At 70.3% G+C, this 24,871-nt stretch carries 23 protein-coding genes; 18 read left to right on the plus strand and 5 right to left on the minus strand.

The features are described 5' to 3' along the window. Positions 1–163: 163 nt before the first annotated feature. The 12 genes from ACEZHJ_RS17900 to ACEZHJ_RS17955 all read left to right on the plus strand — a co-directional run bounded on the left by ACEZHJ_RS17900 (position 164) and on the right by ACEZHJ_RS17955 (position 15,940). Positions 164–1,225: a pilus assembly protein PilM gene (locus ACEZHJ_RS17900; RefSeq protein WP_305792306.1), complete on the plus strand. Its 1,062-nt coding sequence runs from the start codon at positions 164–166 to the stop codon at positions 1,223–1,225. A gap of 2 nt (positions 1,226–1,227) precedes the next feature. Further along, positions 1,228–1,806 (plus strand): PilN domain-containing protein, encoded by a 579-nt coding sequence (locus tag ACEZHJ_RS17905; RefSeq protein WP_163138807.1) that lies wholly within the window; start codon positions 1,228–1,230, stop codon positions 1,804–1,806. Continuing rightward, entirely contained in the window at positions 1,803–2,405 is a 603-nt protein-coding gene (locus ACEZHJ_RS17910; RefSeq protein ID WP_163138808.1) for a type 4a pilus biogenesis protein PilO, read from the plus strand. Before ACEZHJ_RS17905 ends, ACEZHJ_RS17910 begins: the two co-directional genes overlap by 4 nt. Beyond that, a complete protein-coding gene (locus tag ACEZHJ_RS17915) occupies positions 2,402–2,941 on the plus strand; it encodes a pilus assembly protein PilP (RefSeq protein WP_018718660.1) in 540 nt (179 codons plus the stop codon). Before ACEZHJ_RS17910 ends, ACEZHJ_RS17915 begins: the two co-directional genes overlap by 4 nt. A 22-nt stretch (positions 2,942–2,963) precedes the next feature. Beyond that, positions 2,964–5,093, plus strand: a complete 2,130-nt coding sequence (pilQ, locus tag ACEZHJ_RS17920) for a type IV pilus secretin PilQ (RefSeq protein WP_018718659.1) — start codon at positions 2,964–2,966, stop codon at positions 5,091–5,093. A gap of 123 nt (positions 5,094–5,216) precedes the next feature. Then, positions 5,217–5,741 carry a shikimate kinase AroK gene (aroK, locus tag ACEZHJ_RS17925; RefSeq protein ID WP_018718658.1) on the plus strand — a complete coding sequence of 175 codons (525 nt, stop codon included), beginning with the start codon at positions 5,217–5,219 and terminating at the stop codon, positions 5,739–5,741. Continuing rightward, positions 5,738–6,838, plus strand: a complete 1,101-nt coding sequence (gene aroB / locus ACEZHJ_RS17930) for a 3-dehydroquinate synthase (protein WP_026321148.1) — start codon at positions 5,738–5,740, stop codon at positions 6,836–6,838. The genes aroK and aroB overlap by 4 nt, the downstream gene beginning before the upstream one ends. 43 nt (positions 6,839–6,881) lie before the next feature. Continuing rightward, the gene (locus tag ACEZHJ_RS17935) at positions 6,882–8,045 is read left to right on the plus strand and encodes a deoxyguanosinetriphosphate triphosphohydrolase (RefSeq protein ID WP_018718656.1); all 1,164 of its coding nucleotides are present in this window, start codon (positions 6,882–6,884) and stop codon (positions 8,043–8,045) included. Positions 8,046–8,322: 277 nt separating this feature from the next. Beyond that, the gene (gene gltB, locus ACEZHJ_RS17940) at positions 8,323–12,789 is read left to right on the plus strand and encodes a glutamate synthase large subunit (protein WP_163138809.1); all 4,467 of its coding nucleotides are present in this window, start codon (positions 8,323–8,325) and stop codon (positions 12,787–12,789) included. A gap of 58 nt (positions 12,790–12,847) precedes the next feature. Further along, the gene (locus tag ACEZHJ_RS17945) at positions 12,848–14,254 is read left to right on the plus strand and encodes an FAD-dependent oxidoreductase (RefSeq protein ID WP_163138810.1); all 1,407 of its coding nucleotides are present in this window, start codon (positions 12,848–12,850) and stop codon (positions 14,252–14,254) included. A 140-nt stretch (positions 14,255–14,394) separates the two neighbouring features. Next, entirely contained in the window at positions 14,395–15,462 is a 1,068-nt protein-coding gene (gene hemE / locus ACEZHJ_RS17950) for a uroporphyrinogen decarboxylase (RefSeq protein ID WP_018718653.1), read from the plus strand. Then, positions 15,452–15,940 (plus strand): NUDIX domain-containing protein, encoded by a 489-nt coding sequence (locus tag ACEZHJ_RS17955; protein ID WP_051088233.1) that lies wholly within the window; start codon positions 15,452–15,454, stop codon positions 15,938–15,940. The genes hemE and ACEZHJ_RS17955 overlap by 11 nt, the downstream gene beginning before the upstream one ends. Here the strand turns inward: ACEZHJ_RS17955 and plsY are convergent, their stop codons facing one another. Next, on the minus strand, positions 15,941–16,531 hold the full coding sequence (gene plsY, locus ACEZHJ_RS17960) for a glycerol-3-phosphate 1-O-acyltransferase PlsY (RefSeq protein ID WP_018718651.1): 591 nt from the start codon (positions 16,529–16,531) through the stop codon (positions 15,941–15,943). A gap of 118 nt (positions 16,532–16,649) precedes the next feature. Between plsY and folB the strand changes: the two genes are divergently transcribed. The 5 genes from folB to ACEZHJ_RS17985 are packed head-to-tail and all read left to right on the plus strand — an operon-like array spanning position 16,650 to position 20,484. Next, positions 16,650–17,012, plus strand: a complete 363-nt coding sequence (gene folB, locus ACEZHJ_RS17965; protein ID WP_018718650.1) for a dihydroneopterin aldolase — start codon at positions 16,650–16,652, stop codon at positions 17,010–17,012. Then, on the plus strand, positions 17,009–17,497 hold the full coding sequence (folK, locus tag ACEZHJ_RS17970) for a 2-amino-4-hydroxy-6-hydroxymethyldihydropteridine diphosphokinase (protein ID WP_163138811.1): 489 nt from the start codon (positions 17,009–17,011) through the stop codon (positions 17,495–17,497). Before folB ends, folK begins: the two co-directional genes overlap by 4 nt. 4 nt (positions 17,498–17,501) lie before the next feature. After that, positions 17,502–18,701: a class I SAM-dependent methyltransferase gene (locus ACEZHJ_RS17975; RefSeq protein WP_018718648.1), complete on the plus strand. Its 1,200-nt coding sequence runs from the start codon at positions 17,502–17,504 to the stop codon at positions 18,699–18,701. After that, complete coding sequence (locus tag ACEZHJ_RS17980) at positions 18,698–19,678, plus strand: adenylate/guanylate cyclase domain-containing protein (protein ID WP_375036750.1); 981 nt, start codon at positions 18,698–18,700, stop codon at positions 19,676–19,678. The genes ACEZHJ_RS17975 and ACEZHJ_RS17980 overlap by 4 nt, the downstream gene beginning before the upstream one ends. Before the next feature lie 5 nt (positions 19,679–19,683). Beyond that, positions 19,684–20,484: an undecaprenyl-diphosphate phosphatase gene (locus ACEZHJ_RS17985; protein ID WP_163138812.1), complete on the plus strand. Its 801-nt coding sequence runs from the start codon at positions 19,684–19,686 to the stop codon at positions 20,482–20,484. Positions 20,485–20,488: 4 nt separating this feature from the next. Here the strand turns inward: ACEZHJ_RS17985 and cobS are convergent, their stop codons facing one another. From cobS to cobU, 4 genes are read right to left on the minus strand one after another with little or no spacing between them, the layout of a single operon-like run. Beyond that, the gene (cobS, locus tag ACEZHJ_RS17990) at positions 20,489–21,217 is read right to left on the minus strand and encodes an adenosylcobinamide-GDP ribazoletransferase (protein ID WP_163138813.1); all 729 of its coding nucleotides are present in this window, start codon (positions 21,215–21,217) and stop codon (positions 20,489–20,491) included. After that, positions 21,214–21,837 (minus strand): histidine phosphatase family protein, encoded by a 624-nt coding sequence (locus ACEZHJ_RS17995; protein WP_163138814.1) that lies wholly within the window; start codon positions 21,835–21,837, stop codon positions 21,214–21,216. Before ACEZHJ_RS17995 ends, cobS begins: the two co-directional genes overlap by 4 nt. Positions 21,838–21,840: 3 nt before the next feature. Next, a complete protein-coding gene (gene cobT, locus ACEZHJ_RS18000; RefSeq protein WP_163138815.1) occupies positions 21,841–22,887 on the minus strand; it encodes a nicotinate-nucleotide--dimethylbenzimidazole phosphoribosyltransferase in 1,047 nt (348 codons plus the stop codon). Then, positions 22,884–23,393: a bifunctional adenosylcobinamide kinase/adenosylcobinamide-phosphate guanylyltransferase gene (gene cobU / locus ACEZHJ_RS18005; RefSeq protein ID WP_018718642.1), complete on the minus strand. Its 510-nt coding sequence runs from the start codon at positions 23,391–23,393 to the stop codon at positions 22,884–22,886. Before cobU ends, cobT begins: the two co-directional genes overlap by 4 nt. A gap of 270 nt (positions 23,394–23,663) precedes the next feature. Here cobU and ACEZHJ_RS18010 point away from each other — a divergent pair, with 270 nt between their 5' ends. Further along, a complete protein-coding gene (locus tag ACEZHJ_RS18010) occupies positions 23,664–24,698 on the plus strand; it encodes an NADP(H)-dependent aldo-keto reductase (protein WP_018718641.1) in 1,035 nt (344 codons plus the stop codon). The last annotated feature ends 173 nt before the right edge of the window (positions 24,699–24,871 follow it).

Here is a 24,871-nt window from a genome sequence, read left to right on the forward strand (position 1 = left end):
CAACTGAGTGACAACCCGCCAAAGCCGTGCCATGCTGCTCACGGATTGATCGATATCATCCGGTGTTCACAGCGTGACGTATTTATCTTGAACTCCGTGCGGGGCTGCGTTTGAATACAGACACAACAATTGTCTGTAAATGATAATGCAATAAGGAAAAATAGTGGCACTCTTCAGGAAGAAGTCTTCGCCACTGCTGGGGCTGGACATCAGCTCGTCCGCCATCAAGCTGATAGAGCTGAGTCGTCAGGGTAGGGGCTATCGCGTGGAGAGCTACGCGGTCGAGCCATTGCCGCAGAACGCAGTGGTCGAGAAGAACATCACCGATCTCGAGGCCGTGTCGCGGGCGATCAAGGGGGCCGTCAAGCGCTCGCGCACGAAGCTTCACGACGCCGCCGTGGCCGTGCCCGGCTCGTCGGCGATCAGCCGCATCCTCACCCTCCCGAAGAGCGCCAGCGACGAGGACATCGAGTCCCAGGTCAACCTGCAGGCGGAGCAGTACGTCCCCTACCCCCTCGAGGAAGTGGACCTGGATTTCGAGGTCCTCGGCCCGGCCCGTCAGGGCGGCGACGACGAGATCGAGGTCCTGCTGGTCGCCTCCCGCAGCGAGAACGTCGAGATCCGTGTCGACGCCCTCGAATCCGCCGGCATCAAGCCCAAGGTGGTCGACGTCGAGAGCTTCGCGGTCGAGCGCGCCTGCGAGCCCATCATCCAGTCCCTCGAGGGCGAGGGCGAGCAGACCATCGCGGTCATGGACATCGGCGCGACCATGTCCACCCTCACCGTCCTCGAGGGCGAACGCATCACCTACACGCGGGACCAGGTCTTCGGCGGGCGGCAGCTCACCGAGGAGATCATGCGCCGCTTCGACATGAGCTATGCCGAGGCCGGACGTGCCAAGCGCCAGGGCGGACTCGGCGACGAATACGAGCACGAGGTACTGGCGCCGTTCCGCGAGGCCATGGTCCAGCAGATCACCCGTTCGCTGCAGTTCTTCTACGGCGCCGGCCAGCAGGGCAGCGTCGATCACGTCCTGCTCGCCGGCGGCTGCGCGAGCATCCCCGGCGTGGCCGAGGAGGCGGAACGGGAGGTAGGCATCCCCGTCCACGTCGCCAACCCGTTCGCGAGCATGTCGGCCGCCTCACGGGTCGGCAAGGATGCACTGACCGAGGACGCGCCGGCACTGCTTATCGCCTGCGGGCTGGCGATGCGGAGCTTCGACTGACCATGAGTACCCGGATAAACCTCCTACCCTGGCGGGAAGCCGCGCGCAAGCGCCGCCAGCAACGCTTCTACGGCATGCTCGGTGCGGCAGTGGTGGTCGGCGCCCTGGTCTGGGGCGGCGTACACATGTACTTCGCCGGCCGCATCGACTACCAGCAGGAGCGCAACGACCTGCTGCGTACCGAGATATCCCGGCTCGACCAGCGGATCGCCAAGATCCGCAAGCTCGAGGAGACAAAGCAGCGGCTGATCTCGCGCATGGAGGTCATCCAGAAGCTCCAGCACGGGCGCCCGCAGATCGTGCACCTGTTCGAGCAGTGGTCGGAGACCCTCCCGGACGGCCTCTACCTCGACAAGCTCGTTGAAAAGGACGACAGCATCACCATCGACGGCCTCGCCGAATCCAACGCCCGGGTCTCCAGCTACATGGAGAACCTCAATGGCTCACCCTGGATGACCGACCCGGACCTGACGGTCATCGAGGTCGAGGAACGTAACGGCCGCCGGGTCAGCGATTTCACCCTCAAGGTCCGTGAGACCGCCGCCGACAACAAGGCCGACGGTGAGGGGGACGCCGGATGAGTCTGGAACAGTACCGCAACCTGGACCTCAACAACCCCGGCGGCTGGCCCCTGGGGGCGAAGCTCGTCTCACTGGTGCTCGTCGTCGCCGTCATCGCCGGCGCCGGCTGGTACTTCGACTGGCAGGACCAGCGCGACGAGCTCGCCCAGGTCCGCTCCAAGGAGCAGGACCTGCGACAGGAATTCGAGAAGAAACAGGAACGCGCGGCCAACCTCGAGGCCTACGAGAAACAGCTCGCCCAGATGCGCGAGTCCTTCGGCGCCATGCTCAGCCAGCTCCCCAGCCGTGCCGAGGTCGCACGGCTGCTGGTGGACATTTCCGAGACCGGGCTGAGCGCCGGACTGGCGTTCGAGCTGTTCAAGCCGCAGTCGTCCATCAAGCGGGAATTCTATGCCGAGCTTCCCGTCAGCATCCGGGTGCGGGGCACCTATCACGAGTTCGCGCAGTTCATCAGCGGCGTGGCCAACCTGCCGCGCATCGTGACCCTGCACGATGTCTCGATCAATTCCGACAGCGGCGACAAGAGCGATGACGGCGAGCTCGTCATGAACCTGACCGCGCGCACCTACTGGTACCTCGACACGGAGGGCGGGGGATGAGCATTCACCGGTGGCCGGGACTGCGCGTCGCCGTCATCGCAACGGTTGCCGGCCTGGCGCTGGCCGGCTGCAACGAGGACATGAGCGGGCTGCGCGAGTACGTCGCCAAGGTCAAGGCGCGGCCGGGCGGGGACATCGAGCCGATCCCCCACATGGAGCCGTTCGAGGGCTACACCTACCCGGATCAGCCTCTGCGCAACCCATTCCGCGCACTGTCGTTCGCGCAGCCGGAGGTCGACCAGGGCGGCTCCAACGCCGGGCCGAAGCCGGACCCGACACGCCCGCGCGAGGCGCTCGAGGGCTTTCCGCTGGACGCGCTCGCCTATGTGGGCACGCTCTCGCGGAACAACGAGCTCTGGGCCCTCGTCCAGGCGCCGGACGGCACCATCCACAGGGTGCAGATCGGCAACTACATGGGGCAGAACTATGGCCGCATAACGGCCATCACGCCCACGGCGATCGAGCTTCGCGAGCTCGTGCAGAAGGCCAACGGCGACTGGGAGAGGCGCCAGTCGGAACTGGCACTCAAGGACTGATTTCTCGGGAGCTGAGACCGAAATGAGACAAGAACGGACCAACCTCACGCCCGCCTCGCGCCAGCGCACGGCGGCCGGCCTTCTCGGCGCCCTCATCATCGCCGTGGTGCTCGCGCTCCTGCCCGTCGGTACGGCGCTCGCCGCCAGCCTCACCAGCATGGACTACGCCACCCTCTCGGGCGACCGCGTGCGCGTCACATTCACCTTCGACGGCACGGCGCCCGAGCCGCGCAGCTTCCGCACGGTGGATCCGGCCCGCGTCGCCCTGGACTTCGAGGGCACTACCAACACCTCCGGCAAGCGCCGTCTGGACATCGGTGTTGGCGCTGTCGAGGACGTAGCGACCGCCAAGGGCGGCAACCGCCTGCGCGCGGTGATCGGCCTCACCCGCATGGTGCCCTACGACATCACCCGATCCGGCAACACGGTGCGCGTGCTGCTCGCCGCCCCGGGCGCCAGGACGGCGTCCAACGACTCCGGCGACGGTACCGCCGGCACCGCGGGCACTTCGACGAATGCGCCGACCGGCGCCCGGATTACCAAGGTGGACTTCACCCGCGGAGAGGAAGGCGCCGGGCGGGTACAGATCAGTCTCAGCGACCCCGGCATCCCGGTGGACGTGGAGCGCCAGGGCAACTCCGTCATCGCCGACTTCATGGGCGCCGCCAGTCCCGACCGGCTGCACCGGCGGCTCGATGTCACCGACTTCGCCACACCGGTCAGCACTATCGAGACGCGCCAGCACGGGGACGGCACCCGTGTGACCATCGCGGCCGGCCAGGAGTTCGAGCAGGTCGCCTACCAGGCCGACGGGGTGTTCACCATCGAGGTCCGCCCCTTCACCCCGGAGGAGCAGGACGGCAAGCGCAAGGAGAAAGAGTACACCGGCGAGAAGCTCTCGCTGAACTTCCAGGACATCGAGGTCCGCTCCGTACTCCAGCTCCTCGCGGATTTCACGGGCCTCAACATGGTCGTCAGCGACAGCGTCAGCGGCAGCATCACCCTGCGCCTGCAGGACGTACCGTGGGATCAGGCCCTGGACATCATCCTCCGCGCCAAGGGGCTCGACATGCGCCGCACCGGCAACGTCGTGTGGGTCGCCCCGGCGGCGGAGATCGCCGAGCGCCAGCGCCTGATCGCCGAGGCCCAGCGCCAGCAGGAAGAGCTCGCGCCGCTGCGCTCCGAGTTCATCCAGGTGAACTATGCCAAGGCCACGCAGCTCGCCTCGCTGATCCGCGGCTCCGAGGGCCAGTCACTGCTCTCCGAGCGCGGCAGCGTCACCATTGACGAGCGCACCAACACCCTGATCGTTCAGGACACCGCGGCGAACATCAGCGATATCCGCCGGATGGTCAACCGGCTCGACATCCCGGTACGCCAGGTCCTGATCGAGTCCCGCGTGGTCATCGCCGAGGAGAGCTTCTCCCACGAGCTCGGCGTCCAGTTCGGCCTGTCCAAGCGCACGAGCGACCTCACCGGCGACGGCGGCCTCATCGTCGGCGGCACCCAGGGCAACGGTTACGAGACAGGCACCCCGACCGGCTTCACCGTCGACGACAGCGAAGGCCTGATGGTCGATCTGCCGGCGGCGGACGCGACGTCCTCGCTGGGCCTCGCCGTCGGCAAGCTCGGCAGCTACCTCCTGCAGCTCGAGCTCTCCGCCATGGAAAGCGAGGGCCGCGGCCAGATCATCTCCTCGCCGAAGGTGATCACGGCCAACCAGAAGGAGGCCTACATCAAGCAGGGTGAGGAAATCCCCTACCAGGAGTCCACGTCCAGCGGCGCCACCAACGTCGAGTTCAAGGAGGCGGTGCTCGGGCTGACGGTGACCCCGCAGATCACCCCGGACGACCGGGTCCTGCTGGACCTCGAGGTCTCCAAGGACAGCCGCGGCGACACCACCGAGGAAGGCCCAGCCATCGACACCCAGGCCGTGGGCACCCAGGTCCTGGTCGACAACGGGGAGACCGTCGTGCTCGGTGGTGTCTACGAGCGCACCAAGCGCAACGACGTCGAGCGGGTGCCGTTCTTCGGCGAGCTGCCGGTCATCGGCAACCTCTTCCGCTCCCGCACGCGCGTGGATGACAACCGCGAGCTGCTCATCTTCGTGACCCCGCGGATCCTGGACGAAGCCGTCAACGTCAAGCGCTGATATCCGGTGCCGCCGCCGCGAAAGCGGTGGCGGCACCCGGCGGCCGGTTAGTATAGTCCGTGACTGAAAGCGGCGAGGCAGCCGCCCCGCCTGTCCGCTCAACCACGGCGTTACCACCTGTCCATGCGCAAGAGTTCCGCTTCCGTTTTCCTGATCGGCCCGATGGGGGCCGGCAAGAGCACCATCGGCCGGCGCCTCGCGCGCCGGCTCGGTTTTGATTTCATTGACTGCGACGCCGCCCTCGAGGAGCGTACCGGGGTCGACATCCCGCGCATCTTCGACATCGAGGGGGAGGCCGGCTTCCGCACCCGGGAGTCGCGGCTGCTCGACGAGCTGACCCAGCGTCACGGCACCGTTCTGGCCACCGGCGGTGGCGCGGTGCTCGACGCCTCGAACCGGCGGCTGCTCGGCGGCCGAGGGCGGGTGGTCTACCTGCGCATCGGGCTCGCCACGCAGCTCGCCCGTGTACACGACAGCGACCGTCCGCTACTACGCACCGAAGACCCCAAAGCCCGCCTGGAGGCGCTCATGGCGGAACGCGCGCCGCTCTACGAGGGCCTCGCGGACGTGGTGGTGGACACGGACCAGGGCAGTGTGGATGCTGTGGTCGAGGGCATCGTGCAACAACTCGAAAGGATCGCGCCGTGACCGCAACGCCCCGAACCGTTCACGTGGATCTCGCCGAGCGCGGCTATCCCATCACCATTGGTCACGGCCTGCTCGGCGGCGAGGCGTTCACCCGGCAGCTGCGCGGCGATCAGGTCCTCATTGTGACCAACGAGACCGTGGCCCCGCTGTACCTCCAGGCCGTGCGCACCGCGCTGTACGACCGCCACGTGGAAACGCTGGTGCTGCCGGACGGAGAGGCGTACAAGACCCTCGCCACCCTGGAACGGGTCTACGACGCCCTGGTCGCCGCACGCTTCGACCGCAGCGCCACCCTGCTCGCCCTAGGCGGCGGCGTGATCGGCGACCTCACCGGCTTCGCCGCGGCCACCTACCAGCGCGGTGTCGACTTCATCCAGGTACCGACGACCCTGCTCGCCATGGTGGATTCCTCCGTGGGCGGAAAGACGGCTGTGAACCACCCGGAAGGCAAGAACATGATCGGCGCCTTCCACCAGCCGCGGCTGGTGCTCGCCGATACCGCCACCCTCGAGAGCCTGCCGGAACGCGAGTTCCGCGCCGGTCTGGCGGAGGTCATCAAGTACGGGGTAATCCAGGACTACGCCTTCTTCCAGTGGCTGCAGCGCCACCTCGACGAGGTTCTCGCCCGCGATCCGGAGGCCCTCGCCCACGTCATCGAGCAATCCTGCCGCGACAAGGCACGCGTGGTCGCCGCGGACGAGCGCGAGACGGGACAGCGTGCGCTGCTCAATCTCGGCCACACATTCGGCCATGCCATCGAGACCGTCACCGGCTATACCGACTGGCTCCACGGCGAGGCGGTGGCCGCGGGGATATGCATGGCGGCCTGGATGTCCGTTCGCGAGGGCCGCATGGCGCGCACCGCATTCCAGCGCATCCACGACCTCATCGCGGCCGCCGGCCTGCCGACCCGTCCCCCGGCGGTCGACGCCGGGCGCTTCCGCGGGTGCATGGAGATCGACAAGAAGGCCCGAGGCGGACGGCTGCGCCTGGTCCTGCTCGAGGGTATCGGCAACGCCATGGTGACCGGCGGATTCGACGACGCCGCCCTGGAGGCGACCCTCGCCGAATACCTCGAGGCCCCCGGGGCGGAATGAACCGCGAGGTCCCGCCCATGCACCGCCCGCCGAGCCCCCTGCCGTGACCCGCCCCGACGCGCACGACGGCCTCGCCCCCTGGGCGGTGCGCACGAGCCGCGGCCGGCGCCACCCGGAGCCGGCACCGGAGTGGCGCAGCGAGTACCAGCGCGACCGCGACCGGATCATCCACGCCGGCGCGTTCCGGCGCCTGGAGTACAAGACCCAGGTCTTCCTGAACCACGAGGGCGACCTCTTCCGCACCCGGCTCACCCATTCCCTGGAGGTCAACCAGGTCGCCCGCACGATGGCCCGGGCCCTGGGCCTGAACGAGGACCTCGTCGAGGCCATCGCCCTCGCCCACGACCTCGGCCACACCCCCTTCGGCCACGCCGGCCAGGAGGCGCTCAACCGCTGCATGCGCGACCACGGCGGCTTCGAGCACAACCTCCAGTCCCTGCGGGTGGTCGACAGCCTGGAGCAGCGTTACGCGGAATTCGACGGTCTCAACCTCACCTTCGAGACCCGCGAGGGCGTGCTCAAGCGCTGCGCGCGCCGCCACGCCGAGCGCCTGGGCGACGTGGGCCAACGCTTCCTCGACGGCACCCACCCCAGCCTGGAGGCGCAGCTCACCAACCTCGCCGACGAGATTGCCTACAACAGCCACGACGTCGACGACGGCCTTCGCGCCGGCCTGCTCGAACTCGACGCGCTTATCGAGGTGCCGCTGGTGGGAGAGATCCTCACCCACGTGCGCGAGAGTCACCCGGGCCTGGACGCACGGCGTACGATCTACCAGACCGTACGCCACCTCATCAGCCATCAGGTCGACGACCTGATCACCACCACCCGCACCCGGGTCGAGGCCGCCGCCCCCGTCGACGCCGACGCCGTGCGCACCGCGGAAGCCCCCCTCGCGGCATTCAGCCCGGAGATGGCCGAGGCCCACCGCGGGCTCAAACACTTCCTCTTCCACAACCTCTACCGCCACTACCGCGTCCACCGCATGACCACGAAGGCCCAGCGGGTGATCGAGGAGCTCTTCACCCTCCTGCATGGCGACCCCCAGCTGCTCCCGCCCCAGGCCCACGAGAGCGCACGCACTCTCGAACAGCGCCTCGGCGAGCGGGGACGCGCCCGGGCCGTGGCCGACTACATCGCCGGCATGACCGACCGTTTCGCCATCGCCGAGCACGAGCGGCTGCACGACCCCCGCCGCCTCGCCTGAGCCCGTCCCGGCGCCGTGCAACCCGGCTTGCCTCTTTACGAACACGCCCCGCAGCGGGTATTCTGCCCAGCCATTTGCCCAAAAAAATGGGCACCGGCGTCCGGCCACCGCACCCCGTGACGACCGCCCTTCGGGGCGGCAAGAACGCGGCGGCCCACGGGCGCCGGCAAAGCGTCAAACGGGGGGTGCGCCCGCCCCACCGAGCCCGCCAGAAGAACGGCAAAGACAGCTCACCCGGCGAGCGCCCCCACGGCCCAACACGCAGAGGCTATCTCCCGTGAACCATCACGACTTCAAGAAGGCGACGCTGTATCGCCCGGAATTCGAGAAGGACAACTGCGGCTTCGGCCTGATCGCCCACATGGACGGCGAGGCCAGCCACTGGCTGATCGAGACCGCCATCGGCGCGCTCACCCGCCTCACCCACCGCGGCGCCGTCGCCGCCGACGGCAAGACCGGAGACGGCTGCGGCCTGCTGATGAAGCTCCCACAGACGTTCCTGCGCACCGTCGCCGACGAGGCCGGCATCGAGCTCGCCGAGCGCTTCGCCGCCGGCTGTGTCTTTCTCTCCCGCGAGGACGAAGGCCGCGCCCGCGCCGCGCGCGACGCCCTGGCCGCCGCCATCGCGGAGCACGATCTGGCACTGGCGGGCTGGCGTGAGGTCCCCATCGATCCCGAGGCCTGCGGCGAGCAGGCACTCGCCTCTATGCCCCACATCGAGCAGGTCTTCGTGAACGCGCCGGCGGATATCGACGAACTCGAGTTCGAGCGGCGTCTGTTCTTCGCCCGCCGCGCCGCCGAGAAGGCCCTGGACGACGACCCGGAGTTCTATCTGCCGAGCCTTTCCGGTCGCGTGCTCTCCTACAAGGGTCTGGTGATGCCGGAATACCTGCCGGCGTTCTACCGCGACCTCCAGGATGAGCGCATGACCAGCGCCATGGTGGTGTTCCACCAGCGCTTCTCGACCAACACGCTGCCCCAGTGGCGGCTCGCCCAGCCCTTCCGCTACCTCGCACATAACGGCGAGATCAACACCATCAAGGGCAACCGCAACTGGGCCATGGCGCGGGCATACAAGTTCGAGACCCCGCTGCTGCCCGACATCGAGGCGATCCAGCCGCTGGTGAATCTGGAAGGCTCGGACTCCTCCAGCCTCGACAACATGCTCGACGTACTCATCACCGGCGGCATGGACATCTTCCGCGCCATGCGGCTGCTGATGCCGCCGGCGTGGCAGAACGTCGACACCATGGACGCCGACCTGCGCGCGTTCTACGAGTACCACTCCCAGCACATCGAGCCCTGGGACGGTCCCGCGGGCATCGTGCTCACCGACGGCCGCCATGCCGCCTGCGCGCTCGACCGCAACGGCCTGCGCCCGGCGCGCTGGGTGGTCACCCGCGACCGCCACATCACCCTGGCCTCCGAGGTCGGGGTATGGGACTACGCCCCCGAGGACGTGGTCTCCAAGGGCCGGCTCAAGCCGGGCGAGATGCTCGCCGCCGACACCGGGACCGGCGAGCTGCTGCTGCCCGCCGACATCGACGAGCGGCTGAAGAACCGCCAGCCCTACAAGCGCTGGCTCCAGCAGCACGCGCGCAACCTCAAGTCCCGGCTCAACGGCCACGGCGAGCGCCGCGGTCTGGCCCCGGACCAGCTCGGCGCCTACCAGAAGCAGTTCGGCGTGACCTTCGAGGAACGTGACCAGGTCCTGCGCGTGCTCGCCCAGGGCGGCCAGGAGGCCGTCGGCTCGATGGGCGACGACACGCCCATGCCGGTGCTCTCGAAGCAGGTCCGGCCGCTCTACGACAGCTTCCGCCAGCAGTTCGCCCAGGTCACCAACCCGGCGATCGACCCGCTGCGCGAGCAGATCGTGATGTCGCTGGAGACCTGCTTCGGCCGCGAGAAGAACCTCTTCGAGGAGTCCGAGGCCCACGCCCGGCGGCTGGTCGTCGACTCGCCGGTGCTCTCCGACGAGAAGTTCGAGGCCCTGCTCGCCGAGACCGGCGAGGAGTACCGCCACGGCATCATCGACCTCAGCCACGACCGCGAAGGCGGGCTCGCGGAGGCACTGGACGCCATCTGCGAGCGCGCCGAGTCGCTGGTGCGCGATGGCCACACCATCCTCGTGCTCTCCGACCGTGGCCTCGACGAGAATCGCATCCCGGTCCACGCGCTGCTCGCCACGGGCGCCGTCCACCACCACCTGGTGCACCGCGGCCTGCGCTGCGACGCCAACCTGGTGGTCGCCACCGGCACCGCCCGCAACTCCCACGAGTGCGCGGTGCTCATCGGCTACGGCGCCACGGCGGTCTATCCGTTCATGGCCTACGAGGTCATCCAGGAGATGAACCGCAGCGGCCAGCTCAAGGGCTCGCCCCTGCCGGAGCTGCTGCGCAACTACCGCAAGGGCGTCAACAAGGGGCTCTACAAGATCCTCTCCAAGATGGGGATCTCCACCATCACCAGCTACCGTGGCGCCCAGCTCTTCGAGATCGTCGGCTTCGCGGACGAGGTGGTCGAGCGCTGCTTCCCCGGCACCGTCAGCCGGGTGCAGGGCGCGGGCTTCGCGGACCTGGAGGGCGACCAGCGCGACCTCCATGCCCGGGCCTGGCGGCGCAGCCTGCCGCTGGATCAGGGCGGGCTGCTGAAGTTCGTCCACGGCGGCGAGTACCACGCCTTCAACCCGGACGTGGTGCGCACCCTTCAGGAGGCGGTCTACACCGGCGAGTACGCGCGTTACCGCGAGTTCTCCGAGACGGTGAACCGCCGCCCGGTCGCGACGTTCCGCGACATGTTCCGGCTCAGGGACGACACCCGGGCCATCCCGGTGGAGCAGGTCGAGCCGCTCACCGAGATCCTCAAGCGCTTCGACTCCGCGGGCATGTCCCTCGGTGCGCTCTCGCCCGAGGCCCACGAGGCCCTGGCGATCGCCATGAACCGCCTGGGCGGGCGCTCCAACTCCGGCGAGGGCGGCGAGGACCCGGCCCGTTTCGGCACCGAGCGCATGTCCAAGATCAAGCAGGTGGCCTCGGGCCGCTTCGGCGTGACCCCGCACTACCTGGTCAACGCCGAGGTGCTGCAGATCAAGGTCGCCCAGGGCGCCAAGCCCGGCGAGGGCGGCCAGCTGCCCGGGCACAAGGTCAACGAAATGATCGCCCGGCTGCGCTACTCCAAGCCCGGCGTGGCGCTGATCTCGCCGCCGCCGCACCACGACATCTACTCCATCGAGGACCTGGCGCAGCTCATCTTCGATCTCAAGCAGGTCAACCCGCAGGCACTGGTCTCGGTGAAGCTCGTCGCCGAGCCGGGCGTGGGCACGGTGGCGGCAGGCGTCGCCAAGGCATACGCTGACCTCATCACCATCGCCGGCTACGACGGCGGCACCGGCGCGAGCCCGCTCACCTCGGTGAAGTACGCGGGCACGCCCTGGGAGCTCGGGCTGACCGAGACCCACCAGACCCTTCGGGCCAACGACCTGCGCGACAAGGTCCGGCTGCAGACCGACGGCGGTCTGAAGACCGGCCTGGACGTGATCAAGGCGGCCATCCTCGGCGCCGAGAGCTTCGGCTTCGGCACCGCACCGATGGTGGCCATGGGCTGCAAGTACCTGCGCATCTGCCACCTCAACAACTGCCCCACGGGGGTGGCGACCCAGCAGAAGGTCCTGCGGCTCAAGCACTTCGTGGGCACCCCGGAGCGCATCGCCAACTACTTCACCTTCGTGGCGATGGAGGTGCGCGAGCGCCTCGCCGCCCTCGGCGTACACTCGCTCCAGGAACTCATCGGCCGGCTGGACCTGCTCGAGCAACGTGAGCCCGAGACCGCCCGCCAGGCCCGGCTCGACCTCTCGCCGATCCTCTCCGACGGCGGCCTCGGCGACGACAAGCCCCAGTACTGCCTCGAGCCGCACAACGAGCCCTTCGACAAGGGCGAGCTCGCCGAGCAGATGGTGCGCGACACCCTGCCCGCCATCGAGGCCAAGTCCGGCGGCGAGTTCGAGTACACGGTGCGCAACAACAACCGCTCCATCGGCGCGCGCCTGTCCGGCGAGATCGCCCGGCGCTACGGCAACCTCGGCATGGCCGAGCAGCCCATCGTCCTGCGGCTCACCGGCACCGCCGGCCAGAGCTTCGGGGTGTGGAACGCCGCGGGTCTGCACATGCACCTCGCCGGCGACGCCAACGACTACGTGGGCAAGGGCATGGCCGGGGGCAAACTGGTCATCCACCCGCCGCAGGGCAGCACCTTCGCCAGCCAGGAGACCGCCATCGTCGGCAATACCTGCCTGTACGGCGCCACCGGCGGCAAGCTCTTCGCCGCCGGCACCGCCGGCGAGCGCTTCGCGGTGCGCAACTCCGGCGCCCACGCGGTGGTCGAGGGCATCGGCGATCACGGCTGCGAGTACATGACCGGCGGCGTGGTCTGCGTGCTCGGCACCACCGGCCTGAACTTCGGCGCAGGCATGACCGGCGGCTTCGCCTTCGTGCTGGATCTCGAGAACCGCTTCGTGGACCGCTACAACCACGAGCTCATCGACATCCACCGCATCCGCTCCGAGGCCATGGAGGCCCACCGCCACTACCTCCGCGACATGATCGAGGAGTACGTGGAGGAAACCGGCTCCGAGTGGGGCCGCGAGGTCCTCGACAACTTCCGCGATTACGTGGGGCGTTTCTGGCTGGTCAAGCCCAAGGCGGCGGACATCCACGAGGTGCTGGATACGCTGCGCCAGGCGGCCTGAGCGATCGACAACCGCGCGTGGCGGCCCGGTGCCGCCACGCCCCGAGACGAAGCGAGCTATGGGTAACAACTTTCAGTTCATCGAGGTCCCCCGTCAGGACCCGGAGAAGAAGGCGGCAGCGGCCCGCAAGGTCGAGTTCAAGGAGATCTACGGCAACTTCGATGCCGAGACGGCCGGCGCCCAGGCCGACCGCTGCGTGGAGTGCGGCAACCCCTACTGCGAGTGGAAGTGCCCGGTCCACAACTACATCCCGAACTGGCTGAAGCTGGTCGCCGAGGGCAACCTCTTCGAGGCGGCGGAGCTCTCCCACAAGACCAACTCCCTGCCGGAGGTGTGCGGACGGGTCTGCCCCCAGGACCGTCTCTGCGAGGGCGCCTGCACCCTTAACGACGGCTTCGGGGCGGTGACCATCGGCTCGGTGGAGCGCTACATCACCGACGAGGCCTTCAAGCAGGGCTGGCGCCCGGACATGTCCGGCGTGGTCCGCACCGGCCGGCGCGCGGCCATCATCGGCGCCGGCCCGGCGGGCCTCGGCGCGGCGGACATCCTCGTGCGCAACGGCGTGGACGCGGTGGTCTACGATCGCTACCCGGAGATCGGCGGCCTGCTGACCTTCGGCATCCCGCCGTTCAAGCTGGAGAAGGAGGTCATCGCCAAGCGCCGCGAGATCATGGAGTACACCGGCGTCGAGTTCCGCCTCGGCGTCGAGGTGGGGCGCGACGTCAGCTTCGAGACCCTGGAGCAGGAATACGACGCGGTGTTCCTGGGCATGGGCACCTACAACTACATGCGCGGCGGTTTCCCCGGCGAGGACAAGGAGGGTGTCTACGAGGCCCTGCCCTTCCTGGTGTCCAACATCAACCGCCTGATGGGCTTCGAGCGCGACCGCTCGGAGTACATCGACATGCGCGGCAAGCGCGTGGTGGTCCTCGGCGGCGGCGACACTGCCATGGACTGCAACCGCACCTCCCTGCGCCAGGGCGCCAAGAGCGTGACCTGCGCCTACCGGCGCGACGAGACCAACATGCCGGGCTCCCGCCGCGAGGTCTACAACGCCAAGGAGGAGGGCGTGCAGTTCCGCTGGAACCGCCAGCCCGTGGAGATCCTGGGCGACGGCCGGGTCGAGGGCGTGAAGGTCATCGAGACCCAGCTCGGCGCCCCGGACGAGCGCGGCCGCCGGCGCCCGGAGCCCGTGCCCGGCACCGAGGAGGTCATCCCCGCCGACCGCGTGCTCATCGCCTTCGGCTTCCGGCCGAGCCCGGCGGAGTGGTTCGAGTCCAACGCCATCGGCGTGGACGATCGCGACCGCGTGATCGTCGACAAGGCCGGGCGCTACCCCTACCAGACCGGCAACGAGAAGGTCTTTGCCGGCGGCGACATGGTCCGCGGATCGGACCTCGTGGTCACCGCCGTGTGGGAGGGCCGCGAGGCGGCCAAGGGCATCCTCGCCTACCTCGGGGTGTGAACCGCCAGCGCCCGTGCACCTGAGCGGCGGCCGATCCCGGCCGCCGCGGTCGCACTACGGCTGCAGGACAGCGCGTACCGGGCCGGCCGACCCTGGCGTGATACACTGCCGCGCGTCATCCAACCGGCCGGGACGCCACCGTGAGTGAACTCCAAAACGACCGACTCCTGCGCGCGCTCGCACGCGAGCCGGTAGACCGCACCCCGGTCTGGCTGATGCGCCAGGCCGGCCGCTATCTGCCCGAATACCGCCGTGTGCGCCAGCATGCCGGCAGCTTCATGGACCTGTGCCGCAACGCGGACCTCGCCTGCGAGGTCACCCTCCAGCCCCTGGAGCGGTTCGATCTGGACGCTGCCATCCTGTTCTCCGACATCCTCACCGTGCCCGACGCCATGGGCCTGGGACTGTATTTCGAGCCCGGCGAGGGCCCGCGTTTCGAGCGCCCGCTGCGCGACGTCGCCGCCATCGACGCCCTGCCGCAGCCGGACGTGGGTACGGAACTCGCCTACGTCACCGATGCTGTCTCGGTCATCCGCCGCGAGCTCGCGGGCCGGGTCCCGCTGATCGGCTTCAGCGGCAGCCCCTGGACGCTGGCGACCTACATGGTCGAGGGCGGGTCGAGCCGGGACTTCCGCCACATCAAGGCCCTGGCCTACGACGAGCCCGCCGCGCTGCACCGCCTGCTCGCGCGCACCGCCGACGCCGTCACGGACTATCTCAACGCCCAGAGCGCCGCCGGCGCCCAGGCGCTGATGATCTTCGACACCTGGGGCGGGGCACTGGCCCATGACGCCTACCGCGAGTTCTCCCTGGCCTACGCCCGGCGTGTCATCGAGGGACTCGTGCGCGAGCGCGAGGGCCGGCGGGTGCCGGTGGTGTTCTTCACCAAGGGCGGCGGGCTGTGGCTTGAGGCCATGGCCGACTGCGGCGCCGACGGCCTGGGCATGGACTGGACCATCGATCTGGGCGAGGCGCGCCGGCGCATCGGTGACCGCGTGGCGCTGCAGGGCAACCTCGACCCGAGCATCCTCTACGCCCGTCCGTCGGTGATCCGCGAGCAGGTCGCCCGCGTTCTGGCGGAGTTCGGTGACGGTCCCGGACACGTCTTCAACCTCGGCCATGGGGTCCATCCGCAGATCCCGCCGGAGCACGTGGCCGCCATGGTGGAGGCGGTCCACGAGCTGAGCCCCGCCCGCCATGGCCGCTAGGCGTCCACGCAACCGTCACCGCGGCGGTGTCCGCGTGCTCTCGGCCGGGGTCGCCGTGATCCGCCGCGACGACGACTCCGGCGACTGGCGGTTGCTGATGCTGCGCGCCTACCAGTACTGGGACTTCCCGAAAGGGCAGGTCGAGTCCGGCGAGACGCCCCTGGAAGGCGCGCGCCGGGAGGTGGCGGAGGAGACCGGAATCACCCGGCTCGCGTTCCACTGGGGCCACTGCTACTTCGAGACCGGCCCCTACGCCCAGGGCAAGCTCGCGCGCTACTACATCGCCGAGACGCCGGAGGAAGAGGTCGTGATGGGCATCAATCCCGAGCTCGGGCGCCCGGAGCACCAGGAGTACCGCTGGATGGACTTCGACGAGGCCTTCCGGCTGACCTCCCCACGGGTCCAGCGGGTGCTGCGCTGGCTGCGACGCCGTCTGGAGCCCGCCGACGGGGAGGAGGACGCCTCCGGCGGAGCGTAGTCAGGCGCTGCGCTGACCGATTCGCGGCTCCTCCCCCGCGACGATACGACGGATGTTGCCGCGGTGGCGCCAGAAGGAGAAGGCCGTCATCGCCGCCATGGCCGCGGCCAGCGCCGGCTCGCCGGTCAGCCCCCAGACGTAGAGCGGCGCCAGCAGGAAGGCCGTCAGGGCAGACAGCGACGAGAGTCGTGTCACCGCAGCCACCAGCACCCACGTCGCCGCCGTGACGGCGAGCACCGCCCAGGACCAGCCGAGCAGCACCCCCAGACCCGTCGCCACGCCCTTGCCGCCGCGGAAACCGAAAAAGACCGGGTAGAGGTGCCCCAGGAACGCGGCGAGGCCGGTCAGCCCCACCACCACCGGCGCGGCCCCGAACGCCATCGCCGCCCATACCGGCAGTGTGCCCTTGAAGAAGTCGCCAGCCAGCGTCAGTGCCGCCGCGGGCCGCCCGCCGAGACGCAGCACGTTGGTCGCGCCGGGATTGCCGGAGCCCCCGCCGCGGGGATCGGGCAGGCCCATGAGCCGGCAGACCAGCACCGCCGAGGACACCGAGCCGACCAGATAACCGATGAGCACGAGTACAATCGTCATAGTGCCGCCATTCCAGCCGGTGCCCGGGCCGGGGTCAAGCCCGGCGCACGGCCCGGTGAGTTGGTAAGCCACCGCGCCCCGCGGGTATCATGACGCGACTCGTTACGGGATCACCAACATGGACAGCGTATTCATCGAGGGCCTGGAGCTGCGCGCACGCATCGGCGTGTGGGACTGGGAACGGGCGCTGAACCAGCGGCTGCGCCTGGACCTGGAGCTCGCCGCCGACGTCGCCGCCGCCGCAGCCAGCGACGAGCTGGCCGATGCGGTCAGTTACGCCGACGTCGCCGCCTGGCTGGTCGAGGCCGCCGGCGCCAGCGACTTCCGGCTGCTCGAGGCCCTCGCCGAACACCTGGCGGACGGCGTGCGCACGCGCTTCGGCGTGTCCTGGCTGCGTCTGTCGCTGACCAAGCCCGGCGCCGTGGCCGGCGCCCGGGGTGTCGGTGTACGCATCGAACGGGGAGCCACCGGGCAGGCATGACGCGGGTCTACGTCAGCATCGGCAGCAACATCGACCGCGAGCGCAACGTCCGCTCGGCGCTGGCCGCGCTACGCGCGCGCTACGGCGAGCTGGAGATCTCGCCGGTCTACGAGACCGAGGCCGTGGGCTTCGACGGGGACAGTTTCCTCAACCTCGTGGTCGGCTTCGACGCCGACTCCGACCCGGCCACGCTCACCGACGAGCTCAAGGCGGTGGAACACGAGCACGGCCGTGAGCGCCGCGCCCAGGGGCGCTACAACTCCCGCACCCTGGACCTCGATCTCCTCACCTGGGGCGAGGAGGCCTACGAGGACGGCCGCATCCACCTGCCCCGGGCGGAGATCCAGCGCTACGCCTTCGTCCTGCGCCCCCTCGCGGACATCGCCGGCGAACGCCGCCACCCCACCCTCGGCCGGCGCTACGCGGATCTCTGGGCGGACTTCGACGCCAGCGATCAGGCCATGCGCCGCATCCACCTGGAGTGATCCCGTGGCCGATGCCCTGCCACTGCCCGATACCGACGCCGCCGCACACAGCGGGCGGCTGGTCGAGCGCATCGTCGCAGCCATCGATGCCGCCGGCGGCACCGTCGGCTTCGACCGCTTCATGGAAATGGCGCTGTACGAACCGGGGCTCGGCTACTACAGCGCCGGGCAGCCCCGCTTCGGCGCCGGCGGCGACTACACCACCGCGCCGCTGACCACGCCGCTGTTCTCGCGCACGCTGGCGCGGCAGTGCGCGGAGGTCCTGGCGCGCATGGACGGCGGCGATATCCTGGAGTTCGGCGCCGGCACCGGCCGCATGGCCGCGGACATCCTCCTCGAGCTCGACGCCCTCGGCGAGGCGCCCCGGCGCTACTTCATCCTCGAGGTCAGTGCCGCGCTGCGCGAGGAGCAGGCGCGCACCCTCGCCGACGCCCTGCCTGACGGTCTGTACGAACGCGTGGACTGGCTCGAACGCCTGCCGGAGGCACCGCTGGACGGGGTGATCCTCGCCAACGAGGTGCTCGACGCCCTGCCGGTGCGGCGTTTCCAGGTCAGCGAAGACGGCCTTCACAGCCTCGCGGTGGGCCATGACCGCGGACACCTGGCATACCGCCTGAGCGAACCGGACACCGCCACCCGCAAGGCCGTCGCCGCCATCGAGGCGGACCTGGACACCCCCCTGCCGCGGGGATACAGCAGCGAGTACTGCCCCGCTCTGGACGGCTGGATCGGCGCCCTCGCCGACAGCCTTCGCCACGGCGTCGCCCTGCTCGTGGACTACGGCTACCCGCGACGCGAGTACTACCACCCGGAGCGGGCCATGGGCACGCTGCTGTGCCATTACCGCCACCGCGCCCATGACGACGCGCTCTGGTACCCCGGTCTCCAGGACATCACGGCGTCGGTGGACTTCACCGCCGCCGCGCGCGCGGCCTGCGCCGCGGGCCTGGACGTGCTCGGCTTCACCACCCAGGCACACTTCCTCCTCGGTGCCGGGCTGCCCGGGCTGATCGAGGCGGAGATGGCCGCCGGCACCGAGGCCGGCGTCATCGCCGCACAGCAGGCGAAACCGCTGGTCATGCCCGCGGGCATGGGCGAGCGCTTCAAGGTCCTCTATCTCGGCCGGGGCATGAACGAGCCGCTCACCGGCCTGTCCGTCGCCGACCAGACCGGGCGCCTCGGGGCGCTGACCAGCAGGCGATGACGTCCGTCATCCTGGTCATCGGCGAACAGCAGGGCGGCATTGCCGACGCCCTGCGCGCCGCGGACCTCCGGATGATCCACCATGCCGACACCGACGCCGCCCGCGAATGGCTCGCCGCACGCTGGCCCGCGGCCGTAGTCGTCGGCCCCCGGCCGGCGTCACTTGAGCTGGTACGCGAGCTCCGCGGGCACGAGCCGGACGGCGTCACCCCCATCCTGGTCGCTGCCACGGATCCCGCTGACCCCGCCATCGGCACGGCCATCGCCGCCGGCTGCGACGATGTCCTCACCCCCCCGTGCCCACCGGCGGTCGTGCGTGCACGCATCGACGGACTGCTGCGGCGTGCCGATTACCAGCGCGCCGCCGCCCGGCACCTGGGACCACGGCTGCATCAGCGGCTCACCGCTGGCACCGCCACCGGTCACGGCGACACCGAGACGGTCGACGCCTGCGTCCTGTTCACGGATCTCTGCGGCTTTACCGCGCTGTCGCAGACCGGCGGGTCCGCGGAGAGGCTGTTCGGGATGGTGAGCGCCCGCCTCGCGGCCCAGGTAACGGCGATTCACGACCGTGGCGGCTTCGTGGCCGGATTCAGCGGCGACGGGCTGATGGCCCTGTTCGACGGCCCGGAGCGTGGCCGGCGCGCCGCCACCTGTGCCCTGGCGATCCTCGCCACAGACCGCGACGACCACACCGCCCTGCCCCTCGCCGCCGGCCTGCATGCCGGCCAGGTCGCGCTGGGGGACCTGGGCAGCCCGCAGCACCTGGACTACACGGCCATAGGCGCCCCGGTGAACGTGGCCGCCAGGCTGTGCAGCGCCGCCCGCCCCGGCCAGGTCCTGGTCTCGGAGGCGGCCCGCCATCTCGCCGGTGACGGCCTGCCCTTCGCGCGCCCGCGCGAGCGCCGCCTGCGCGGACTTGCCGCCCCCGTACGTGTGTACTCTCTCGCCCCCGTCACCACCACGGAGCAACACTGACGATCATGGACTGGCTGCACGCACTGATTCTCGGCCTGCTGCAGGGACTGACCGAATTCCTGCCCATCTCCAGCTCGGCCCACCTGATCCTCGTGCCGATCGTCACCCACTGGCCGGACCAGGGACTCGATTTCGACATCGCCGTCCATGTGGGCACGCTCACCGCCGTCCTCGCCTACTTCCGGCACACGCTCTGGCGGCTGATCACGGAGACACTGCTCGGCCTGCGCACCGGCCACCTTCGGGGCGAGGGCTGGCTCGGGGTGATGATCGTGGCGGCAACAGTGCCCATCGTGCTCGCCGGGGGCGCCTTCGAGGCCCTGGCCGGCGACGACGCCCTGCGCGGACCGCTGGTCATCGCGGCCGCCAATCTGGTCTTCGCCGTGGCGCTCTGGGCCGCCGCGCGCTACTGCCGCGGCACGGGCGACGAGCAGGCCATCCGCCTGCCCGCGGCACTCGCCATCGGCCTCGCCCAGTGCCTGGCGATCATCCCCGGTACGTCACGCTCCGGCGTGACCATGACCGCCGGGCTCATGGTGGGGCTGGCGCCGACCGCGGCGGCGCGCTTCTCGTTCCTGCTCTCCATCCCCACCATCGCCATCGCCGGGGCCTGGAAGGGACTCGACCTGCTCACCACCGCGACACCGGTGGACTGGGGCGCGATCGCCATCGGCACCGGCGTCTCCGCCGTGGCAGCCTATGCCTGCATCGCGGCCTTCCTGGCGCTGCTCGACCGCATCGGCATGACCCCGTTCGTGATCTACCGGCTCCTGCTCGGGGCGGTGCTGCTGTTCGTGTTCTGGTAACGCGTCAGCCCAGCAGCGCCAGGACCACCAGCACCACGACCTCGACCAGCACCATGGCGGCACCGGTGGTGTCGCCGGTGATACCGCCGAGCCGCCGCAGGCAGGCCGCACGCACCGCGTAGACCGTCGCCCCGGCGGCAATCAGCGCCACCGGCCCGGCACCGCCGGCCAGCAGGCTCGCCGCCGCGGCCGCCAGCAGCCCCAGGCGCACGGCGGTTGGGTCCGCACCGCCGGCCAGCGCCGTGCCCAGGCCGGCGGAGCGGAGATAGGGTGTCGTCAGGAATAGCGCCGGGGCCGCAGCACGACTGAGCACGCCGGCGACCAGCAGGGCCGCCACCGCACCGGTGCCGGCGAGCGTGGCCACCGCCGCGAATTCCACCAGCAGGACCACGACCACCGCCGCGACGCCCACCGGTCCGCAGCTCGGATCCTTCATGATCGCCAGGGTGCGCTCCGCATCCCCCAGGCCGCCGACCCACGCGTCCGCGCTGTCGGCCAGCCCGTCCAGGTGCAGCGCCCCGGAGACGACCACCAGCACTGCGACCGCCAGCGCCCCGCCGAGCAGCCCCGCCGTGCCGGCGAGCAGCACCGCTGCGGCGGCAAGCAGGCCGATCACGGCACCGACAAGCGGATACCACGCGAGCGAGCGCCCGGTGGTCGCCGCGTCCATCCGCCGCGGCCGCACCGGCAGACGGGTCAGGAAGGCGAAGGCCACGCGCAGCGGCTCCGTCATGCCCGTGACCTCGCGTGGAACACCAGGCTCGGCGCCGGCCGGCCGTTGATGTCGGACTGCACCCGCAGCCGGGTCACGCCGGCGTTCGGCACCTCCAGGCGCAGGACCGCCGCCAGCGGCATGTCGAGGACGTGGGCCAGCAGCATGCGAATGAGCCCCCCGTGGCCCACCACCAGGGTGTGCACGTCGGCGGCGCCGGCGAGCCGTTCCCAGCCGGGGACCACCCGCTCACGGAACCCGGCGAGCGACTCGCCGCCGGGCGGCGTGGCGGCCACCGGATCCGCCCAGTAGGCCTGCATCGCCTCCGGCGTCTGCGCCAGGATCTCCGCGACCTCACGACCCTCCCACTCGCCGAAGGAGATCTCGGTGAAGGCCGGCTCCACGGCCACGGGCGCGCCGATCCGCTCGCCGAGGGCCTCAGCGAATGCCCGGCAACGCGTGAGCGGAGAGGTCACGATCCGCTGCCACGGCGGCGCCTCCGGCACCGCCGCCCACATCTGCGCCCAGCCCTCCTCCGATAGCGGGTCGTCCCGGTGCCCCCGGTAGCGGCGCCCGCCCACCGGCATGCCATGGCGGATAAGATCGATGAACACCGCATCACCGGTGTCGATACGCTGCATCGCTCAGCCCTCCCCGGCGGCCACCGCCGCCTCCTCGAAGGTGGCCATGCCGCCGTGCACCTCGCAGGCCAGACGCAGCAGCGGCACCGCCGCCGCGGCGCCACTGCCCTCGCCGAGCCGCAGCCCGAGCGCAAGCAGGGGGTCGGCGTCCAGTGCCCGGAGCACCGCGCGATGGCCGGGCTCGTCCGAGGTATGGGCGAAGATCAGCCACGGTGCCAACGAGGGCGTGCGCCGGACCGCCGCCAGGGCCGCCACGGTCACGATGAACCCGTCCACCAGGGTCGGCACGCCGCTGGCCGCCGCCCGCTCCATGGCCGCCGCCAGAGCGACGATCTCGAAACCACCGAGGCAACGGAGGGCATCGTCCGGCCCGTTGATAGCATCGCGGTGCCGTGCCAGCCCCTCGCCGATCACCGCCGCCTTGCGGCTGACGCCGGCGGCGTCGAGGCCGGTGCCCGGCCCGGCCAGCTCAGTGGGCTCGGCGTCCAGCAGCGCACACGCGACCGCGGCGGCGGCGGTCGTGTTCGCGATACCCATCTCCCCGCCGACGAACACCTGCGCCCCGGCGTCCACGGCCTCGTCCGCCGCGGCCCGGCCGCTGGCCGAGGCCGCCGCCAGGGCCTCCGCGGACATCGCCGGCCCGACAGTAAAATCGGCTGTCCCGCGGCCGGCACGCGCCAGCGTCACGCCCTCGGGGACCGAGTAGTCGGTGGCTGAGCCGACGTCCACCACCCGCAGCGACGCGCCGAGCCGGTTAGCGAGCACGCTTACCGCGGCACCGCCGGCGGCGAAGTTGGCGATCATCTGCACCGTCACCTCGGCGGGAAAGGCCGACACGCCCCGGGCGGCGACGCCATGATCCGCGGCGAACACCACGATGCCCACCCGGTCCGCCGAGGGGCGCTCGCTGCCCTGGAACCCCGCCATGCGCACGGCCAGTTCCTCCAGCCGGCCCAGTGAACCCGGGGGCTTTGTGAGGTTGGCCTGCCGCGCCCGGGCGCGGTCCATGGCCGCCGTGTCCGGCGGTGCGATCGCTGGGGATGTGCTCATCGCTCGTCCTTCAGTATCTGGGGGAGACCGGCGGTCACGAGGGCGACGCGCTCGCAGCGCTCGGCGACGGCCTGGTGGAGCCGGCCGGCCTCGTCCACGAACCAGCGCGACACCGCGTCGGCGGGGATCACGCCGCCTCCCACATCGTTGCTGACCATCAGCACCCGGCCGGGCAGGCCGGGCAGGGCATCAAGGAGATCGGTACGGGCGTCAGGCCAGGCGTCCGGCTGCTCCAGGAACCGCGTCAGCCACAAGGTCAGGCAGTCCACCAGCAGACAGCGTCCGGGCGCGGCCTCGCCGGCAAGCACCCCGGCGAGATCCATATCAGTCTCGCGGGTCCGCCAGTGGACGGGACGACGATCCCGGTGGCGGCGGATACGCTCGGCCATCGCGTCGTCACCGGCACAGGCGGTCGCGACGTAGACGACGTCGGCCGTCTCCGCCGCCCTGGATTCGGCATAACGGCTCTTGCCCGACTTCACGCCACCGAGTACGAGCTCGCGCATCCGCCATCCCTCCTGACCCAACGGAAGCCGCGAGGATACCAGCTTTGACGCAGGCCCCGCCGCGGGTTGGACGCGCGTGGCCGGCACACCGCACACTAATCCGTCCAGAGGCATTCCCACACGTCAGGGCACCGCGGGACCGCGGCGACAGGTGCGCCGATACAGCCACCCGTTCGGGCCCCCGGGCGCCGGCGCGGCTGACGCATGGCAATGCCTCCGGCAAGATCGCCCATCCGCCTTATGGCACCCACCAGCCACGAGAGGGACAGCATGGAATACCGCCAACTCGGGGATACCGACGTACGGGTCAGCCGGCTCTGCCTGGGCACCATGACCTGGGGCCACCAGAACACCGAGGCCGAGGCCCACGCCCAGATGGATGCCGCCCGCGAGCGCGGGATCAACTTCTTCGACACCGCCGAAATGTACCCCGTGCCGAGCCACGCGGACACCTGGGGCACCACGGAGCGCTACATCGGCAGCTACTTCGCCGCCGGCGCGCCCCGCGACTCGGTGTTCCTGGCGACCAAGTGCGTCGGCCCGGGGGTGAAGCACATCCGCGACGGCAGGCCGAGCTACGACGCCCAGGGACTGCGCCAGGCCCTGGAGGGCAGCCTCCGGCGCCTGCAGACGGACTACGTCGACCTCTACCAGCTCCACTGGCCCAAGCGTCCGAGCAACTACTTCGGCCGCCTGGGCTACACCTATCCCGAGGAGGACGTGGAGCCGGGGATCGAGGAGACCCTGCGCGCCCTCGCGGACCTCGTCGACGAGGGCAAGATCCGCTATATCGGCCTCTCCAACGAGACCCCCTGGGGCGTGATGCGTTTCCTCCAGCTCGCCGAGCGTCACGGCCTGCCCCGGGTGGTCTCGGTGCAGAACCCGTACAGTCTGGTCAACCGCAGCTTCGAAGTGGGACTGGCGGAGATCGCGCACCGCGAGTACACCGGGCTGCTGGCCTACTCCCCCCTAGCCTTCGGCGCGCTCACCGGCAAGTACCTGAACGGCGCACGCCCGGAGGGCGCCCGCCTGACCCGCTACACCCAGTTCAAGCGCTACCTGGGCGAGCCCGGCGAGACGGTAACGGCACGCTACGTCGCGCTGGCACGGGAGCACGGACTGGACCCGGCGCAGATGGCCCTCGCCTACGTCAACTCGCGGCCGTTCCTCACCAGCAACATCATCGGCGCCACCACCATGGAGCAGCTCCACAGCAACATGGACAGCGAGACGCTGGCGCTGCCGGAGACGGTGATCGAGGGCATAGAGGCGATCCACCGGGACAACGCCAACCCCTGCCCCTAGCAGGGCCACCGGGAAACAGCGCGGCGCGGGACTCGGCATCCGCGCCGCGTTGCGGTAGGCTTTTGATATCCGGGCCGGGGCCTGCCCCCGGGCCCATGCCGACCGCCAGGAGGGCGGAAGGCGATGACGCGCCGCACCGGCGCGATCCGGCGATCGACCAGGGACGGTGACAC

Source organism: Arhodomonas sp. KWT2 (genome assembly GCF_041949875.1).
Classification (GTDB): domain Bacteria; phylum Pseudomonadota; class Gammaproteobacteria; order Nitrococcales; family Nitrococcaceae; genus Arhodomonas; species Arhodomonas aquaeolei.